The sequence below is a fragment of the Sinosporangium album genome (assembly GCF_900100605.1).
GTDB lineage: Bacteria > Actinomycetota > Actinomycetes > Streptosporangiales > Streptosporangiaceae > Sinosporangium > Sinosporangium album.
Window position 1 is genome coordinate 38,645 of record NZ_FNCN01000010.1, and the last position, 16,469, is coordinate 55,113.

Consider the following 16,469-nt stretch of genomic DNA (forward strand, 5'->3'; position numbering starts at 1 on the left):
AAGGACGGCCTCTTCATGTCGTCGAGACAGAGTGCCGACGAGGTCTTCGTGAGCCATCGCGGACGGTTGTGGGCCGTGGCGTATCGCGTCACGGGGTCCGTGGCTGACGCCGAGGACGCGGTGCAGGAGACGTGGTTGCGGTGGCAGGCGCTGTCGGCGGCCGAGGTGGAGGAGATCGTCGACCCGCGGGCCTATACGACCGGCCGGTCTACGCGCTCGGCAGCCGCACAGGCACATACGGTCCACAGACCGGGCGTGCGGTCTACACTGCCGAGAGCGCGGCGGCGCTGCACCGGCACCTCGCCGGCGGCCCGCGGTCCGTGGCGGTCGTCGGCGGCGGCCTCACCGGCGTCGAGATGGCCGCCGAGATCGCGGAAGGCGGCGGGGGCCACCGGGTAAGTCTGATCACGGCCGGTTCCCTGGGCCAGGGCTTCTTGCGGAAGGGCCGCGACCACCTCCGTACGGTTCTCACGTCCCGAGGAGTGCGCGTGGAGGAGGGCCGGCGGGTCGCGGGCGCCGACGACATCGAGGCCGACGCCGTACTCTGGGCCGCCTCGATGGCGGCCGGCACCGAACTCGCCGGCCTCGGCGGGCTGTCCCTCGCGCCGTCCGGCCGCATCGCCGTCGACCCGGCGCTGCGCTCCGTCTCGCATCCCGAGGTGTATGCGGCGGGCGACGCGGCCGACGCCCGATCGGTGGTGGCGGGCCCGCTGCGCATGGCGTGCGCGACGGCGCTGCCCGCCGGGTCGGCGGTCGCGAGCGCGATCGTCGCCGAGATGCGGGGCGAGGAGCCTCACCCTCTGAGCTTCGGGTTCGTCATCCTCTGCGTCAGCCTGGGGCGGCACGACGGCCTCGTCCAGTTCGTCCGGCCGGACGACTCCCCGCGCGACGCCGTGCTCACAGGCCGCCCCGCCGCCTGGGTCAAGGAGCAGATAGTGCGGTCCACCGTCAGGTTTCTCCGGCTCGCGGCCCGCGCGCCCTGGGCCGTACCCCTCATCCCCGGCATCGGCCACTGACGGGTGCGGCCGGGACCCGCTCGGTTGTCTCTCCACACGGGGACAGCGGCGCCGAGCTCAATCCACCCGTCGCGGCCATCCCTGCGGGAGACTGATCACGCTGGCCAGTGGCCGCCTCCGAATTCCGCACAACTTGGCGAGTGAGCCGGGAAGAAGCTTGCCGTTGGGCTGACGGCTGGTGTAGTTGTACGCGGTCAAACCGGTTGGCGGGTGCGTTCACGGGGCTGCGCGATAACTCGTTCGGCGGTGTCCAGAGCAGCAACGACTTCAGTGAGTTGCACTTCGGGGATGGCGCCGATGTCGAGACCACATTCGTTGACGAACGCGGCGAGCTGACGATTCTGCTGGTGGGTGGCCATGCTGAGGCAGCCGGGATGAGCCAGTACGTCGCGAGCGGCGTACCCGTCGCGGGCAGCGTGATGGATTAGTCCTGCGGCGATTTGTTCGGCCGCCGGATGATCGGCGCCGAGAGCGTCGAGCAGCGTGAGGCCTAGCCGGATGTGGAAGACCACAAGACCGTTCTCGGAGGGACCAAGGTCAAGGTAGGAGGAAAGGTCGGTGTGCACTAGGTCGGCTGGAACGCCATCGGCGGCCACGAGCATAGACAGGCATGCGGTGACTGCGTTTTCCCATCCATCACCGGGGTGAGTGGTGTCCACCACAATGCGGGCCCGGTGATGGCGGCCGGAAACGGCGTGGGCGATGACGGTGATCTGTCTGCCGTCGAGCATGCGGTTGCCGAATCCTTTGTATTCGATGAGCCGGTGTCTGGCTTCCTCCCATCGTCCGTCGACGGCCAAGGCGTGGGCGCCGGTGCCCAATAGAACCTTCCAGAGCCAGGAGCGCACTTTGGCGTGGACGCCGGGTGCGTCGCTGACCCTTGACGCTTGGATGGTGAGGCCGTCGATCACGGTGTCGGTGCGGGTGTCGATGGCCCGAAACAGGGTTTCCAGCAGGGTCCAGGCAGCTGTGCCGTTACCGGCTCGAACATGGAGGCGGGCCAGATTAACGACCGGTTCTAGCCCGTGCCGGGGATCACGGTCATTGTCGAGGGCAGCGCCTGCCAGCCGATGGCACCAGGAGCGGGCAAGGTCAGGCAGTCCACAGTCGGAGGCCAGCAGCGCGGAAAGGTTGAACACTGCGGTCGCTGCGGTCACGTTGTCGGTGTCTTGGGCCAGGGCGGCGCGTTCCTTAAGCTCGGCGACCCGCTCGCAGCCACATTACTAACCGAGAAAGAGCAGTGGCGTGACGCACCCGCCGAAGCCGCATTTCTTCGATACCGATTGCTTCTACTCGCCGACCGAGATGGATCTGCGGAATCCCCCGCGTACGCCCGCGCACTATTCGGCCTGCTGCGAGAGGCTCGAACCGGCTGGACAACGCTGCCTCAACAGATCCTTGAGAGGTTGACGGTCAAGGGGCAGGTCAGCAGTAATTGGCTGGTCCGACGTGAAGCCAAAGCCATAGCTACCACGAACCAGGCTGACCCCGTCATGGTAGGTGAGGCTGACGGCATGGCCCGACGCGAGGACTTCCGTCGGTTACGGGGCCAATATGCCGTGCAGATCGCACTCGACCTGCACGATCTTGACCATGCTCTTCATGTTGCCGAGGCACTCGCCACCGTCGGCGTCGACTTCATCGAAGTCGGTGATCCCTTGATCAAGCAGGTTGGGGTCCATGCCGTCGAGCGCGTCAAGCAGGTCGTGGGAGCGACTCGGGTGGTAGCCGAGATGATGTCAGCGGACTGGGGTCGTGACCAGGTTGAACAGGCCGCCGAAGCCGGCGCTGACGTCGTCTTGTTGATCGGATCCGCCACGGTGGCGAGCGTGTCTGCCGCAGTCGAGGCCGGGCGGCGGCTGGGCACTCCCATCTTGCTCGACGTCCCGCCCCTTCACGCGTCTCAACAGTGGGTTCGTGACATGGAGAGGGCTGGCGTTGACGGCTTCACCATCACCTCGAACATCGATATCGGCATCGGTGTCAGCCACCCACTCGCCCGCGCTCGTGCTGTGCGCAGTTGGTCACGGCTACCCGTCGCCGTTTCCGGCGGGTTCAGCACGACTGATCTACCTGTCATCGTGAGCCAGGACTGGGACATCCTGATCGTGGGTCGTAGCATAACCGAAGCAGTTCGACCAAGATCAGCTGCGGAGCAGCTTCTCAAGATCGTACGCACGCAGCGGAAAGGACGAGACAGTGCGTATCACCGCCCTTAATCAAGACCTTGCCGATGAAGTCCTGAAGCTGATGAACTTGGGTTCACCGTACGTCAGAGCGCGAACACCGTCCGACTACTGGCTCTACGCCCGCCTGTTCGCATCGACTTGCCCGGTGGCACTCGTCGACGGCCTCGTAGTCGGCGCATTGATTGGCATGCGCAGCCAGGAGGACCCATTCGAGATCTACATTCAAGACGTCATGACGCACCCAGACCACCGCCGCAGAGGCGTTGCCGGTGCCTTGGTGGACATCGTTCGTCGTCGAGGCCGCGAATGGGGCTGTCGGCGGATCTACCTCACATCTGAGCCGGACAACGCTCGTGCCTACGCAGCGTGGACCTCGATGGGATTTGCAAACACCCCTGGCGACTACACCACCAACGGCGTCTCGATTACCCGAGACTTCAAGGGACTGGGTAAGGATCGCGCCGTCTTTGAACTGCTGCTGCCTTAAAGAAAGCAGGGCACCGTCACGTCTGACCGGCGCTGACCTCGTCGCCGCGACGTGGTACCTGGTCTGGATCGAGGGATCACAATCACGGTCGAGGACTTCCGCCGGGTCCCCGGCGCCTCGCTCACCGTGAACGACATCGCGGTGACGGCGTGAGGGCGGGGACGACTCGGGCTAACCCACCCCGGCCGGGGAGAGCCGGTACGGCTACGGCCTCGGGGTCGTCGGCCTCCCCTGTGACCCGCCCTGGCGGACCGAGGCGGGCCGAGATCGCCGGGCCACCCGCTTCGCCGACTGGGTGGATCCATCGCCTGGCGCGCTGGGTCTGGTCGACGTCCAGAAGACGACCGTTCGGGTTCGCCGGCGACCGGGTGGGCCCGGACAGCGTTCGCGTGGCGAGCAGTGGCCGAGCCGTGACGTCTACGTCGTGACCACTACCCGGAGACGCTGCCTGCCGGGCTTGTCCAGGTGTAGAGGGAGAGGCGCAGCCCCGGGTACCACTCGGGGGCCAGGGGGCCCACCTCGTGCCAGCCGAGGTTCGTGTAGAGGCGGGCCGCAGGCGTCTGCGGACTTGTGAGGAGCCAGGCAGTGGGCCAGGAGGCGGTGGCCCGGGTGAGCAGGTGGCGGCCGATTCCCCGCCCTTGGCTGTCGGGGCGGACGAAGAGTTCGGCGACTTCGAAGGCGCCGCGGGTGAGGTCGGCGGTGGCGGGCAGGCCGAACGCCTGGATGAGGGAGTCGTAGACCCGGTTGTCTCCCAGGTCGGCGGGGGTGGGCCAGCCGTAGCAGAGGCCCGCGAGCCGACCGCTGCCGTCGCGGGCGGTCCACGCGGCGAAACCCGGGCGGTCGAGGACGGCGGCCAGTTTGGCGGGGAAGGCGTCGAGTTGCTCGGCGGTCTCCGACCACGGCGGCGCCCCGTAGCACCGCCGGTAGAGGTCGGAGATCTCCGCGGACATCGGTGCGAGGCCCTGCCCGTCGTGCCGGCGGTACTGCTGTGCCATGACTCCCTCACTTCTGTCGAACTCGGTGAACTCGGCTGTCTCGGCGAACTTGGCTGTCTCGGCGGTCCCGCTTACCCGTGTCCGAATCCTTTCCCGCTGCGGTCCAGCGGGTCCGGCTCCAGGCCGAGGTAGGTGGCGCGGAGTTCGTCCCAGGCGGCCAGCCGCTCGAAGTCGGGCGGGGATTGGATCTGCTGGCGGTCGGTGAGGAACGGGTTGGGCAGCAGCACGGTCATGAGCTGCTCGTCCCTGCCGTTGAACAGGCGCACGCCCCACGAGGACGGGCTGCCGTCGGCCCTGATGGAGCGGTACATCTCGGCTCGGGCGCAGCGGCGGATGCGGCCGAGTTCGGGGCCGGAGGCGGTGTGCTCGCCGATGCACAGGTGGAAATGCCAGCGGCCGAAGTCGACGGTGACGTATCCGTCGTACATGCTGATGCGCTCGGGCGCGTTGGGGGCGGCGACCTCCCAGGCGGCGCCTTGGATGATGACGCCGAACCAGATGTGCTCCCAGTGTTTCTCGAAGATGTCCGTGACCAGTGAGAGCAGGGTCTGCTCGTCGGTGGGCAGCGCCCAGACGTGCTGGGTGCCGCTTCCCGGCTCTTCGACGACGGTGTAGCTCACTGTGCTCCCTGTGCTCACTGTGCTCCCTGAGTTTCTCGTACGGCACGAGCCCACTGGTCGCGCCGCGTGTCGGGGTCGATCAAAGCGCAGTCGCCGCACTTGCCCCCGCTGGGCAGGCGGTAGTACAGGCAGCAACTGCGACGGACGAATAGGGGGAGGCCGGGGGCGGGCTCCGCCAGTTGTCCGGTGTCGCGTAGCAGGCCCAGGTCCAGCAGTTCGCGGCCCAGCGTGACGGCCGCCTCGCCCAGTTCGGGCCGCACGCGGACCAATGCCCGGACGGTTCCGGCGAGCGCCGAGGCCACGTTGCCCCACAGCAGACCGGGGGCGAGCTTCACGATGCCTTGGATGGTGTCGGTGAGCGGTTCCAGCAGCCTGGCCACGACGGTGTCGTACACCGTGGCGGCGGCCCGCGCCGGGTCGCGGACGTGCCATCCGGGAAGGCCGTCGGCGCGGAGCGGCAGGGGCCCGCGGGAGGCGGCCCGCCAGTGGACCCGGTCGGGGTCCAGTTCGACGAGCAGCCCGTGGGCGAGCAGGGCGCCGAGCGGGGGCGACCACACGCGGGCGGCGATCCCTTGGAACAGGATCGAGGCCGCCACGCGGGTCTCGTCGGTGCCGAGGCTGTCGGCCGTCGCGTCGATCCTGGCCCGCAGGACGGACGGGTCGCTGAACAGGTCGGTGAGCGGGCGCCACTCGGCTTCAACCGGGCCGATGTCCAGTTCGAAGTAGGCGCCGACCGTCGAGATGTCGGTGACCGCGCCGGCGACGGCCGCGGCGTCGGCGGGCAGCAGCCCCGGAGGCGCGTCGCGTAGCCGTTCGGCGGTCGCCCGGCTCCACGCGGCCAGCTCGGGCAGCGTGGCGAACGCGGTGGTCCCGCCGTCGAAGGCGGCGGCGTATCCGCCGGGCCCGTGCCGTACGGCCAGCTCCACGGCATCGGCATCGCGTGCCGCCCCGGGGGTCCAGCCTTCCCTGGACAGCGCCCGCTCCACGAGCGGGCGGTGGACGTCGTCGGCGGACACCCGCACTTTCCCTCCGTCGCCCCCGTGGAGCACGAACACCCCGGAGGCGGGATCGAAGGACAGCTCGTCCCCGTCGAAGGTGGTGCCGATGGCGCCGCTCGCGGTGAGCTCCTCCGGAGTTCCCGTCAGCAGCCGGCCGCCGGTGGAGAGCAGCCACAGCCGGTCGGCGACGCGCACCGCCAGCTCCAGGTCGTGCGTCGACACCACGACGGCGAGCTCTTTCTCGCGGGCGAGGCGGCGCAGCAGCCCCATCAACGCGACCCGCGAGGTGACGTCCAGGAATGCGGTCGGCTCGTCCAGCAGGATCGCCGACGGCTCCTGCGCGAGGGCGCGGGCGACGAGCACGCGCTGGCGTTCGCCGTCCGACAGCTCGGTCACCGCGCGCTCGGCCAGGTGGGTGGCGTGGACCGCGTCCAGCGCCCAGCTGACGATGTCCGCGTCCGCCGCCGACAGCCGTCCGGTGAACCCGGTGTACGGATGGCGCCCCAGCCCGGCCAGTTCCCGAGCGGTCAGCAGCGCCGGCAGGTCCCGTTCGGTGAGCACGACGGCGAGCCGCCGCGCCAGCTCCGGCGGGGGCACCGTCTCGACGGCGACGCCGTCGATGACGACCCGCCCGTCGAGGGCGGGTTGAAGCCCGGCCATGGTCCGCAGCAGGGTTGACTTGCCGGTGCCGTTCGGCCCGATCAGCACGGTCAGTTCGCCGGGCGCGGCGACCGCGTCGAGCCCTTCGAGCACCCGCCGTACGGCCCGGCCCCGCCGCACCGTGTACCCGGCGCACAGGGCGTCCAGCCGCAGACCCCGATCGTTCATCGTCATCACACCGCCAACCCGGCTCTGGCCGCGCGGCTGCGCAGCAGCACGAGGATCACCACGGGTGCCCCGAGGATCGTGGTCACCGCGTTGAGCGGCAGCACGACGCCGCCGCCGGGCACCTGCGCGGCCACGCAGCACAGCAGGGCGACCACCGCGCCGAGAAGCACCGCGCCCGGCATGAGCAGCCGGTGGTCGGCGGTGCCCAGCGCCAGCCGCGCCAGGTGGGGGATGGCCAGGCCGAGGAACGCCACCGGCCCGCAGTAGGCGGTCACCGCTCCGGCCAGCACCGAGGAGATCAGGAGGGTGACCGTACGCGTCAGCCGTACGCGCACCCCCATGGTGCGGGCGTAGTTCTCGCCGAGCAGCAGCGCGTTGAGCGCCTTGACCCCGGCGAGAGCCGCCGCGAGCGCGACCAGGCAGACCGGTGCGAACAGCGTGAGGTCCGCCCAGGTAGTGCCGGCGAAGCTCCCCAGCCCCCAACTGACGAACTGTTGTGCGCGCTGCGGGTCGGTGTACACCAGCAGCACTGTGATGAGCGACGTGGTGACCGACCCCACCATCACGCCCACGATCAGCAGTGTGATCACCGACCGCACCCGCCGCGACAGCGCGAGCACCAGAGCCAGTACGGCTGCCGCCCCGGCGGACGCCGCCACCACCGTGCCCGCGCGTCCGAGCCCGGCCACGCCCGCCGTGAACGCGCCCGCCGCGCCTCCCCAGCCGATGATGATCAACGACACGCCCAGGCTGGCCCCCGAGCTCACCCCGAGGATGTACGGCTCGGCCAGCGGATTGCGGAACAACGTCTGCATCTGCACCCCGGCCACCCCCAGCGCGGCTCCGGCCAGGGCGGCGGTGATCGCACGCGGTAGCCGTACCGTCCAGATGATCTCCTGTACGGCTGCCGCCGCCGAGCCGTCCCGCATCAGCGCCGCCAGCGCGTCGCGCAGGGGGATCGAGGTGGAGCCGAGGGTGACGGCGAGCGCGAACGCTACCGGCACCCCCAGCGCCATGGCCGACAGGACGATCGTCCGGCGCTGACGCACCACCGGGACGGCCGTCGAGACCGCTGCGGTCACTTGGTCATCTTCTGGTAGAACGCGAACTCGTGGCCGGGGGCGAGCTCGGGGTGCAGGATCGCCACCAGGTCGCCCAGGATCAGGTCCGGACGGGCCACACCGCGCTCCCAGTAGTCGTTGCCGCCTCCGGGGCCCATGACCTTGTTGGCCGACCACACATCACCCGACTCGAACGCGTCGAACTTCGCGTAGCGCGCGTCGGACTTCTCCACGTCCTTCAGCGTCTTCCATTCGTTGACGATGGCCAGCCACACCTTCGCGTCCTTGGCCTTGGAGAGCACCGCCTCCAGGTCCATCGTGGCGCTGCCGGCACCGGAGGTGTCGGCCCACGCGTAGGTGCCGCCCGCGTCCTTGATCAGCCCCGCGACGTAGCTGTCTCCGCTGGGCATCGACCACTCGCCCTGGAACATCTGACCCGGCAGCACGGTGACCGGCGCCGCGGCCTTCGCCTTGGCGGCGAGGGCCGTGTAGTCGGCCTCGATCTTCCCGAACACTTCGTTCGCCTTGGCCTCCGTGCCGGTGAGCGCCGCCATCAGCCTGATCCACTCGGCGCGGCCCAGGGCGCTGCTCTCCAGCCATTCGGCGTTCGCGACCACCTTGATCCCGGCTTGACGCAGCGGGCCGTACGTCTTGTCCTCGGTGCCCCCGGACATCAGCACGCCGGGTTTGGCGCCGATGACCTTCTCCGTGTCGACCTCCCGTCCGGAGGCGTACTCGGTGACCGCGCCGGACTTCACCCGCTCCAGCACCTGGGGGGAGGTGATGAACCCGGCGGAGGCCACACCGGTGAGCCGGTCCAGCACCCCCAGTTCGGTGATGAACGGCAGGTGCGTGGTCGACGCGGAATACAGCGACTCGATCGGCGTCTCGACCGTCACCGCGCCCGCGAGCTCACCGGTCAGCTCGGGTGCCGGCGTGCCGCAGCGCACCAGCACATACTTCTCGGGCTTGGCCCCCGGCGCCGGCTGCTTGACCGTGACGACCTGGTAGTTCTTCGCATAGGTCAGGGTGAAGTTGGTCGCGTGCTTCAGGGTCTGCTTGGCCGGGAAGTAGTCCTTGTTCGCGTCATACGAGGTAACGCAGCGGCCTTCCGCGGCGTTCGACGCCGCTGCCGTCGGGGATGCGGCTGGACCGTTCCCGCCGCAGGCGGCGGTGGTGAGCAGGATCGCGGGCAGTGCGGCGAACAGCGCGCCGCGAAGCGGGCGGGGGATACCCATCGACGGTCTCCTGGAGACAGGCCGCGGCCGCCGTTCCTCGACGGCACGCCACGGCGGACGAGGAGACGGATCACCATGAGAGGCCCACGCGGGCGGCCGGTCGTGAGACCGCCACCTGCCGTGACGCACACGACCACGAAGGCGTCACGCCAGTCGTACGGCATGGCGACCACCGTTCCTCTCTTGGGGAGATCCGCCCCAATTTCTCTGAGGAGGCGACCGCGTGAGTCTCCTGGCTCTCGGGTCGAAGCTCACCCCGGCCTTCCCACCCGCATGCGCGGGCAGTGGCGTTATCGGGGTTCGCTCGCCGATCACAGTGGCGGGACCGCGCCGGATTCACACCGGCTTCCTCGTTCCGCCGTCGCCTTCGCGACCATGTTCGCATACAGCCCTTAGCTCACAAAGGGGTGGCCCTTGCGGGGGCGGGCTGTGCCGTACGGAAAGGTACGGAAGTCGTCCGCCGCCACACGGGAATCGCCTTTGACGCCTACGGCCACGACCCCGCGGAACCTAGAGCCCTCCGCTGCGTTCTTCGACCAGCACCTACGCGGGCGGCCTGCCGCTCTGCTGAAGGGCCCTCACCTGACTTCCCCGAAGTCGTCTACAGGAGGTGACGGGGGAAGCGCTGGGCGCGGCTCGCGCCTGCTCTTAGAGGGTGACGATGATTTTTCCGCGTTGGACGCCGCTTTTCATGCGGTCGTAGGCGGCGGGGGCCTCGGACAGGGGGTAGGTCCGGTCGATGACGGGCTTGTGGAGGACGCCGTCGGCGATCAGGTCGGTGACGAAGGCGACGCCGCGTGCCAGGGCCGCGGGGTCTCGTGTCTCGTTGATGAGCGAGTAGCCGTACAGGGCGGCTCGGCGGCGGACGAGGGGCAGGACGGGGAAGGTGATGTCGTTGGCGCCCGACAGGGCTCCGTAGATGTAGGCGATTCCCTTGTCGGCGAGGGCGTCGATGTAGTCGGCGACGAAGGCGCCGCCAATGCCGTCGGCGATGAGGCGGGCGCCTTCGCCGCCGGTGATGGACATGATGGCCTTGGTGGTGTCCTCCTCTGTTGTGGCGATCGTGGCGTCGGCGCCCTGGTCGATGAGGAACTGGCGTTTTTCGGAGGTGCGGGTGGTGGCGATGACGCGGGCTCCGAGGGCTTTGGCCATCTGGATGGCGCCGAGGCCGGAGCCGCCGGAGGCCGCGGTGATGACCACCCAGTCGCCTTCGGCGACGGGGAAGAGCTCTTTCATGGGGAAGTACGCGGTGAGGTATTGCATCCAGTAGCCCGCGGCTTCGGCCTGGGACCAGCCTTCGGGCCATGGGGTCGCGAACTCCTCGCGTGCGAGGGCGTATTCGTTCGCGCACGAGTAGGGGCCTTCGGTGTTCGGGATGGTGGTCACCCGGTCGCCGATCGCGAAGCGTGTCACTCCGGCGCCGACGGCGTCGACGACGCCGCTGGCCTCGTAGCCGATCCGCATCGGGAAGTCGGAGCGGGTGTAGTGGCGTCCGGTCATCAGGAGGATGTCGGCCTGGTTCAGGCCGTACGCGGAGACGAGGAGGCGGATCTCGCCGGGACCGGGTTCGGGGATGTCGATGTCACGGACGACGAGACCTGTCGCGGCGTCGTCCTCCTCGCCGAGGCGGTCGTATACAAGCGCGCGCATGGGGTTCTCCCTGTGGTCGAGTGGGCGCGGTCTGAGAGGGGGTGCCGGGGTCGGGTGTACGGCTGCCGCTGCGGTGCCGCCCGCGTCAGCGGGACATCTCTTCGACGGGGCGGTAGTCCAGGTCGTAGCCGAAGTGGCGCGGCCCGGCGATCCGGATGCCGGCCTCGGTACGCCAGTGCGGGTCGCAGGGGAGGCCGACGACCGCGACGCGGTAGCCGTACCGGATCTCTTCGGCCGGGATGGGTTCGCCCGAGTCGATCTCCATGGTCATGATGAGGTCGGGGGTGGTGGCGATCACGCGCCCGTCGCGTTCGGCGGCGAGGTGCTCGTTCTGGAAGTGGACGGTCATCCGGTGCCCGCGGTCGTCGTCGAGTCCGCTCATGTGGGCCTTTCCGACCGTCCAGCCTCCCTCGTTGCGCCGCTCGACCTCTTCCACTTTGCCGGTGAACAGGAGCACGCCCCGCTGTTTGGCGAGCACGGCCTCGACGGGTGAGGTGTGTGCGGCGCGCGCTTCCCGGATCGCCCTGCCGAGGTCTTCGGCGAGGGTGATGGCGTTGCGGACCAGGCGTTGCTTCGCCTCCGCGCCGGTCATGGGGTAGACCGCCACGGCGGCGTGGGCTCCGCTCGCCACGACGGCGGCGCGCACGTACGACTCCGACCACACGTTCGTCTCGCTGGTGAGGTACATCGCGTTGCCGTGCTCGTCGAGCATGGCGAGCGGGGTCGAGCGTCCGCCGTACAGCGTCGGCGTGACGAGCTGCAGTTCGGGGAAGGCGCGGCCCATCCCGTCGGCGTCGATGACGGGCACTCCGGTGACCGCCGCGGTGGCGAAGGGGGTGATCCCGTTGAATCCGCCGGCCTCGGCGGGGCAGACGTAGGAGTATGTCTTGCCGGTGAACCGCTCAAGCTCGCCGAGCACTCCCGCGTATTCGTTTTCGCGCGGGAGTTTCTCGACGAGGACGCCGGGTGCGCCGAGGCCGGCGATGAAGACGATGTTCGCGTCGTCGGGGACCTCGTCCACGTCGACGAGCGGGACCGGTCCGTGGCGGCGGATCGCCTCGCGGGCGAGGAGCATGCCGACGTAGGGGTCGCCGCCGCCGCCCGATCCGAGCACTGTCGAGCCGAGGGCGATGTCGGCGAGCGCGGTTTCGTCGATGAGCCGCATGGTCAGTGTCCTTCCGGGATCGCGACGAGGGTGCGGAACGGGCCTGCGGCCTTCACTCTGATGTGCACCGCGCCGCCGCCCGGCAGGTGCGTGAGCGGGACGTCCTCGGCGTCGGTGATGCGTACGGCCTCCGGGTCGGCTCCCGCGTCGACGGCGCGGGCGATCGCCTCGGCCTTGGCGCTTTCGAGCGCGGCGGCGCGGGTCGTGCCTTCGAGGGCGTAAACGCGGTCGATCTCACCGCCGGCCTCGGCGAAGGCGGCGCCTACGGCGTTGGCGACGTCGGCGTGCTCCGGGATGATGACGTCTCCGAGGCGGGGGACGGCGTTGAGGAGCGGTCCGCCGCCGCCGACCACGATCACGGGGATCTCGGCCGATGTCAGTTTGGCCTTGTCGATGGCCCGCACCAGCCGATCGCTCGCGATGTCGAGTGCGCGGCGGACGGTGTCGGCGGGGACATCGGAGACCGCTGCGGGGTCCCCGATCGGGGCGGCGCCTGCCGCTACCGCGATGTCGGTGAATGTGAGGGTGTCCCCGCCGAACACCCGCGCCTCGCGCGTGATGTCGAGACCGACGCTCTCCGGGCCGACCGTCGCCCCGTCCTCGGCGACGTGGGTGCCGCCGCCGAGAGCCAGCGAGAGGACGTCGGGGATCCTGAAGTTGCTCCGCACTCCGGCGAGGCTCATCGCGACGGTGGACTCGCGCGGGAAGCCGTGCTGGATCACCCCGACGTCGGAGGTGGTTCCGCCGACGTCGACGACCACGCCGTGGTCGATGCCGGTCAGGAGTGCTGCGCCGCGCATGGAGTTGGTCGGCCCTGAGGCGATCGTGAAGATGGGGAACCGCCGTGCCCGGTCGAGGGTCATGACGGTGCCGTCGTTCTGCGACAGCAGGACCGGGGCGGAGATGCCGGCGCCGGCGACGACGTCCTCAAGTCCGTCGATGACGCGGCCGGCCAGGTCGAGAAGCGCTGCGTTCAGGATCGTCGCGCTCTCGCGTTCGAGGAGGCCGGCTCGGCCGATGAGCGTGGACCGGGTGATGGACGCCTCGGGCAGTTCCTCGCGGAGGATCTCCTCCGCCCGGATCTCGGGTTCGGGGTTGACCGTCGAGAAGATCGAGCTCAGGGCGACGTGCCGCACGCCGGATGCGGCGATCTGCCGCGCGGTCCCGCGCAGGCCGGCTTCGTCGAGTTCGTTGAGCGGCGATCCGTCGAACTGGGCCCCGCCGGCGCACACGTAGACGCCCCCGTCCACGACGCGTCGGAGCCGGTCGGGCCAGTCGATCATCGGCAGGAGGGATTGGGGAGGCGTGGCGAGCCGTACGGCTGCGACGCGTCCGAGTTCCCGCCCTTGCGCGATGGCGTTGATGAAATGTGTGGTGCCGATGAAGACCGAAGCGACCTCGTCCGCGTCCACGGCGTGAAGCACGCCGGTCAGGGCGGTGAGGATGCCCGACGTCACGTCCTGTGATGTCGGCGCCTTGGCGGCGATGACCACACGTCTGCCGTCGAGGACGACCGCGTCGGTGTTGGTCCCGCCGACGTCGATTCCTATGCGTAGTGGCACGTTGTGTCTTCTCCTTGCTGGGGGGCGTGTGCGCACCCGGGTGGTTCAGGTGCGGCGATCGGGCTGCGGGAACGCTCCAACGCCGGGGTGGAACGGGGGGCCGACCGCCTGGACGAACGACCGGAGGGCGCCGCCGGACATGTAGCTCGCCTGGGTCTCGACGACCTGGCGCACCTCGGTGCTGGCCGGGTCGGCTCCGGCGAGGACGGCCTTGTCGATGGCCAGCCGCCTGGCCGCGGCGAGTGTGTCCGCCCGGTCGTCGCCGACGCGGGCGAAGCTCCACACGTTCGCCGATACCGGTGCGGTCGCCGCGCCGACGGCCGCGGCGACCCCGTGGGGAGCGGGATCGTTGGAGTGGAGTACGGGCAAGCCGCCGACCCTGCGTCTGAGCCGGCTCACGAGTCGGTCTTCGGTCACGCCGGCCGGGGTCGTGAAGCCGAGCGGCACGGGCTGGTTCGTGCGGACGCCCGCGAGCGTCGAGGTCGGCTCCAGCACCAGCCGCCCGTGGCGCAGCACTCCGGCGACCGGGGCTCGGCGGTCGCCGGCGCCGTCGAGAGCGGGGGCGCCGGCGCTGTCGACGACGATGGCGTCCTCGGTCTCGCCCAGTCGGGTACGGCCGCGCACGGTCGACGCCAGGTGTCCGGCGACGAGGTGGATCGGAAGGGCCGACGCGAGCGAGGCGGTGGCGAGGGTGCCGTCGTTCTGCGCGACGAACAGCTCGGCTCGGATGCCGAGCTCCCAGAGCGTCGACTGCACCATGATGATCAGGGTCTGGGCATGTCCGCTCAGCGCGGCGTTGAGGATCGTGGCGTTCTCACGCTCCAGCAGCCCGAATCCGCCGATCTCGCCGCTCAGGGTGATCGAGGCTTCCGTTCCGAGGACTTCCCGCAAGGCCGCGGCGGCGGCACGCTCGGGGCCGCTGTCGAGGTAGGAGAAGGACCCCGCGATGGCGATGGCGGCGACGCCGACCCGGCAGCGCTCGGCGAACGCCCGGATGGTGACGAGGTCGAGGTCGCCGTTGACGGAACCGTCGATGTCGGTGCCGCCGCCGGTGATGAGCCAGGGGCCGGCGAGGCGATGCACGGTGGCTTGCGGCCATCCGGCGTACGGCGGCACCGCGGTCGTGGGTGTCGCGCCGACGCGGAGCACCGCCACTCGGGCCATGTCTCGGGCCATGTCTCGGGCCATGTCTCGGGCCATGTCTCGGGCCATGTTCCGGTAGTCCTGGAGGCAGTGGGCGAAGGCGTCCGTCGTGAGCATGGACAGCCCGATCTCGCGAGCGTCGACCTGTTTGAGGACGCCTCCGACGGCGGCGGCGAGACCGCCGCCGCCGGAGGCGAGGTCGCCGCGCCCTTCGGCGGTCCCGCTCGCGACGATGTCGTCTCTGTGGTCGACGACGACGGCGCTGATCCGCGGCCCGGCGGCGGAGATCCCCAGGCGTAGCGGCATGCGGCGGCGCATGACGTTCATCTCCCAACACCTCCGGACACGACCGAGAAGTCCACGTAGTCGAGCCCGTAGCCGAGCGCCCGCGGGCCCACCAGCGCGAGCCCCTTCGGCGTGCGCCAGCGGTCGTCGGTGGGGAGCGCCACGACATGGACGTCGCGGTCGGCCGTGGCGTCCTCCGTCGACAGCGGCTGCCAGCTATCCCGGTCCGCGACGACGAGGATGTCCGGTGCCGAGGCGAGGACCTCGCCGGCTCGGACGGCGAGTTGGAACTCGTTCCGCAGCTCGACCCGCAGCGGCGCCAGGGTGGGATCGTCGGGCTCGATCGACAGCGACGACCGCGGGCCGAGCGGGTCGGAGGTGGACAGGCGCTCGGTGATGACACCGCTGCCGAGGACGGCGCCGCCGTGGCTCCGCAGTACGGCGAACGCCTCCGGTTCGTCGAACGCCGACAGCCCGCCGAAGACGTGGCCGAGCTCAAGGCACCGGGTCACCGAACCGCGGAGCGCGTGGGTCCGGCAGAACGCGGCGCTCAGAGAGGAGGTGCTGACCACCGTGAGCCAGCCCATGGTCTCGACCACCGGACGTACCAGCCGCTCGGCGGAGAAGCCGCCCGACGTCTGAAGCACCACGACGCGGCCGTTCGGGTCGCACAGGTAGTAGGCGTCGGGTTGCACGTCGTCGAGTTCGAGCACCGTCTGGTCGAGGCTCGGCACGCCGCGGCCGGTGAAGTCGCCGTCGACGCAGGGGACGCCCAGCAGCGCCGCGGCGGCGAGCGGGTAGAGGGCGTTCATCCCCGCCATCTCGAACGGGATCACCGCCGATGGGGTCCGGCCGCGGAGTGCGTCGCCGTCGAAGAGGATCGACGGCTCGGCGGTGCCGAGGAGTTTCTCGGAGAGCGCGTGTGGTGCGCCCAGAAGGACGAGTGGGGCGATGTCGGCGTCGTCGTCGAGCTCCTCGACGGGCACGATCTCGATCGTCCCGTTCTCACCGAGCACCTCGCCGAGCATCACCTCGGCGAGGAACGGCTCGCCGCCTCCGCCTCCGCCGAGGACCGCGGCGCCTCGTGCCATCGGCTCGATGTCGTCAGCCGTGAACCTCATGGGCTGGACCATGGCCTGGACTCCTTTGTGCTTGCGTGAAGCATCGCGCAGCGGGTGGTCTGCGTCACTGTGCAGGTTGCCTATACTTTTCGACCACACTGGGCACTTTGT

14 protein-coding genes, 1 pseudogene and 1 riboswitch are annotated in these 16,469 nt (G+C 69.9%); of the genes and pseudogenes, 4 read left to right on the top strand and 11 right to left on the bottom strand.

All coding sequences use genetic code 11. The features are described 5' to 3' along the window. Positions 1-15 precede the first annotated feature (15 nt). A pseudogene (locus tag BLQ73_RS12485) lies at positions 16-156 on the top strand (sigma factor); the annotation flags it as partial. After that, positions 141-1,016 (top strand): FAD-dependent oxidoreductase, encoded by an 876-nt coding sequence (locus BLQ73_RS12490; protein WP_218125812.1) that lies wholly within the window; start codon positions 141-143, stop codon positions 1,014-1,016. The pseudogene BLQ73_RS12485 and the gene BLQ73_RS12490, both read left to right, overlap by 16 nt. A gap of 194 nt (positions 1,017-1,210) precedes the next feature. Here the strand turns inward: BLQ73_RS12490 and BLQ73_RS12495 are convergent, their stop codons facing one another. Further along, positions 1,211-2,173 carry a hypothetical protein gene (locus BLQ73_RS12495; protein WP_176955401.1) on the bottom strand — a complete coding sequence of 321 codons (963 nt, stop codon included), beginning with the start codon at positions 2,171-2,173 and terminating at the stop codon, positions 1,211-1,213. A gap of 357 nt (positions 2,174-2,530) precedes the next feature. Between BLQ73_RS12495 and BLQ73_RS12500 the strand changes: the two genes are divergently transcribed. Together BLQ73_RS12500 and BLQ73_RS12505 are read left to right on the top strand one after the other, a co-directional pair. Then, positions 2,531-3,235, top strand: a complete 705-nt coding sequence (locus BLQ73_RS12500; RefSeq protein ID WP_218125815.1) for an orotidine 5'-phosphate decarboxylase / HUMPS family protein — start codon at positions 2,531-2,533, stop codon at positions 3,233-3,235. Further along, positions 3,216-3,692, top strand: coding sequence for a GNAT family N-acetyltransferase (locus BLQ73_RS12505; protein WP_245691032.1), 477 nt, complete (start codon positions 3,216-3,218; stop codon positions 3,690-3,692). Before BLQ73_RS12500 ends, BLQ73_RS12505 begins: the two co-directional genes overlap by 20 nt. Before the next feature lie 431 nt (positions 3,693-4,123). On the opposite strand, the gene BLQ73_RS12510 is transcribed toward BLQ73_RS12505, so the two are convergent. The 10 genes from BLQ73_RS12510 to BLQ73_RS32355 form a co-directional block, all read right to left on the bottom strand. Beyond that, entirely contained in the window at positions 4,124-4,687 is a 564-nt protein-coding gene (locus BLQ73_RS12510) for a GNAT family N-acetyltransferase (RefSeq protein WP_093170598.1), read from the bottom strand. A 71-nt stretch (positions 4,688-4,758) separates the two neighbouring features. Further along, positions 4,759-5,307, bottom strand: coding sequence for a DUF7676 family protein (locus BLQ73_RS12515; RefSeq protein WP_093170599.1), 549 nt, complete (start codon positions 5,305-5,307; stop codon positions 4,759-4,761). Between the two features lie 14 nt (positions 5,308-5,321). Next, the gene (locus BLQ73_RS12520) at positions 5,322-7,133 is read right to left on the bottom strand and encodes an ATP-binding cassette domain-containing protein (RefSeq protein WP_218125817.1); all 1,812 of its coding nucleotides are present in this window, start codon (positions 7,131-7,133) and stop codon (positions 5,322-5,324) included. A gap of 5 nt (positions 7,134-7,138) precedes the next feature. After that, positions 7,139-8,215 (bottom strand): FecCD family ABC transporter permease, encoded by a 1,077-nt coding sequence (locus tag BLQ73_RS12525; RefSeq protein ID WP_245691033.1) that lies wholly within the window; start codon positions 8,213-8,215, stop codon positions 7,139-7,141. Beyond that, entirely contained in the window at positions 8,212-9,432 is a 1,221-nt protein-coding gene (locus BLQ73_RS12530) for an ABC transporter substrate-binding protein (RefSeq protein ID WP_093170601.1), read from the bottom strand. Before BLQ73_RS12530 ends, BLQ73_RS12525 begins: the two co-directional genes overlap by 4 nt. Before the next feature lie 203 nt (positions 9,433-9,635). Beyond that, positions 9,636-9,828, bottom strand: a riboswitch (cobalamin riboswitch). A 252-nt stretch (positions 9,829-10,080) separates the two neighbouring features. Beyond that, positions 10,081-11,082 carry a zinc-dependent alcohol dehydrogenase family protein gene (locus tag BLQ73_RS12535; protein WP_093170602.1) on the bottom strand — a complete coding sequence of 334 codons (1,002 nt, stop codon included), beginning with the start codon at positions 11,080-11,082 and terminating at the stop codon, positions 10,081-10,083. Positions 11,083-11,167: 85 nt separating this feature from the next. Then, positions 11,168-12,247, bottom strand: coding sequence for an S-methyl thiohydantoin desulfurase family protein (locus BLQ73_RS12540; RefSeq protein WP_093170603.1), 1,080 nt, complete (start codon positions 12,245-12,247; stop codon positions 11,168-11,170). Positions 12,248-12,249: 2 nt separating this feature from the next. Further along, positions 12,250-13,809, bottom strand: a complete 1,560-nt coding sequence (locus tag BLQ73_RS12545; RefSeq protein ID WP_093170604.1) for a hydantoinase/oxoprolinase N-terminal domain-containing protein — start codon at positions 13,807-13,809, stop codon at positions 12,250-12,252. Positions 13,810-13,854: 45 nt separating this feature from the next. Continuing rightward, positions 13,855-15,279 (bottom strand): hypothetical protein, encoded by a 1,425-nt coding sequence (locus BLQ73_RS12550; RefSeq protein ID WP_093170605.1) that lies wholly within the window; start codon positions 15,277-15,279, stop codon positions 13,855-13,857. Continuing rightward, the gene (locus BLQ73_RS32355; protein WP_218125818.1) at positions 15,276-16,370 is read right to left on the bottom strand and encodes an S-methyl thiohydantoin desulfurase family protein; all 1,095 of its coding nucleotides are present in this window, start codon (positions 16,368-16,370) and stop codon (positions 15,276-15,278) included. The genes BLQ73_RS12550 and BLQ73_RS32355 overlap by 4 nt, the downstream gene beginning before the upstream one ends. Between the last annotated feature and the right edge of the window lie 99 nt (positions 16,371-16,469).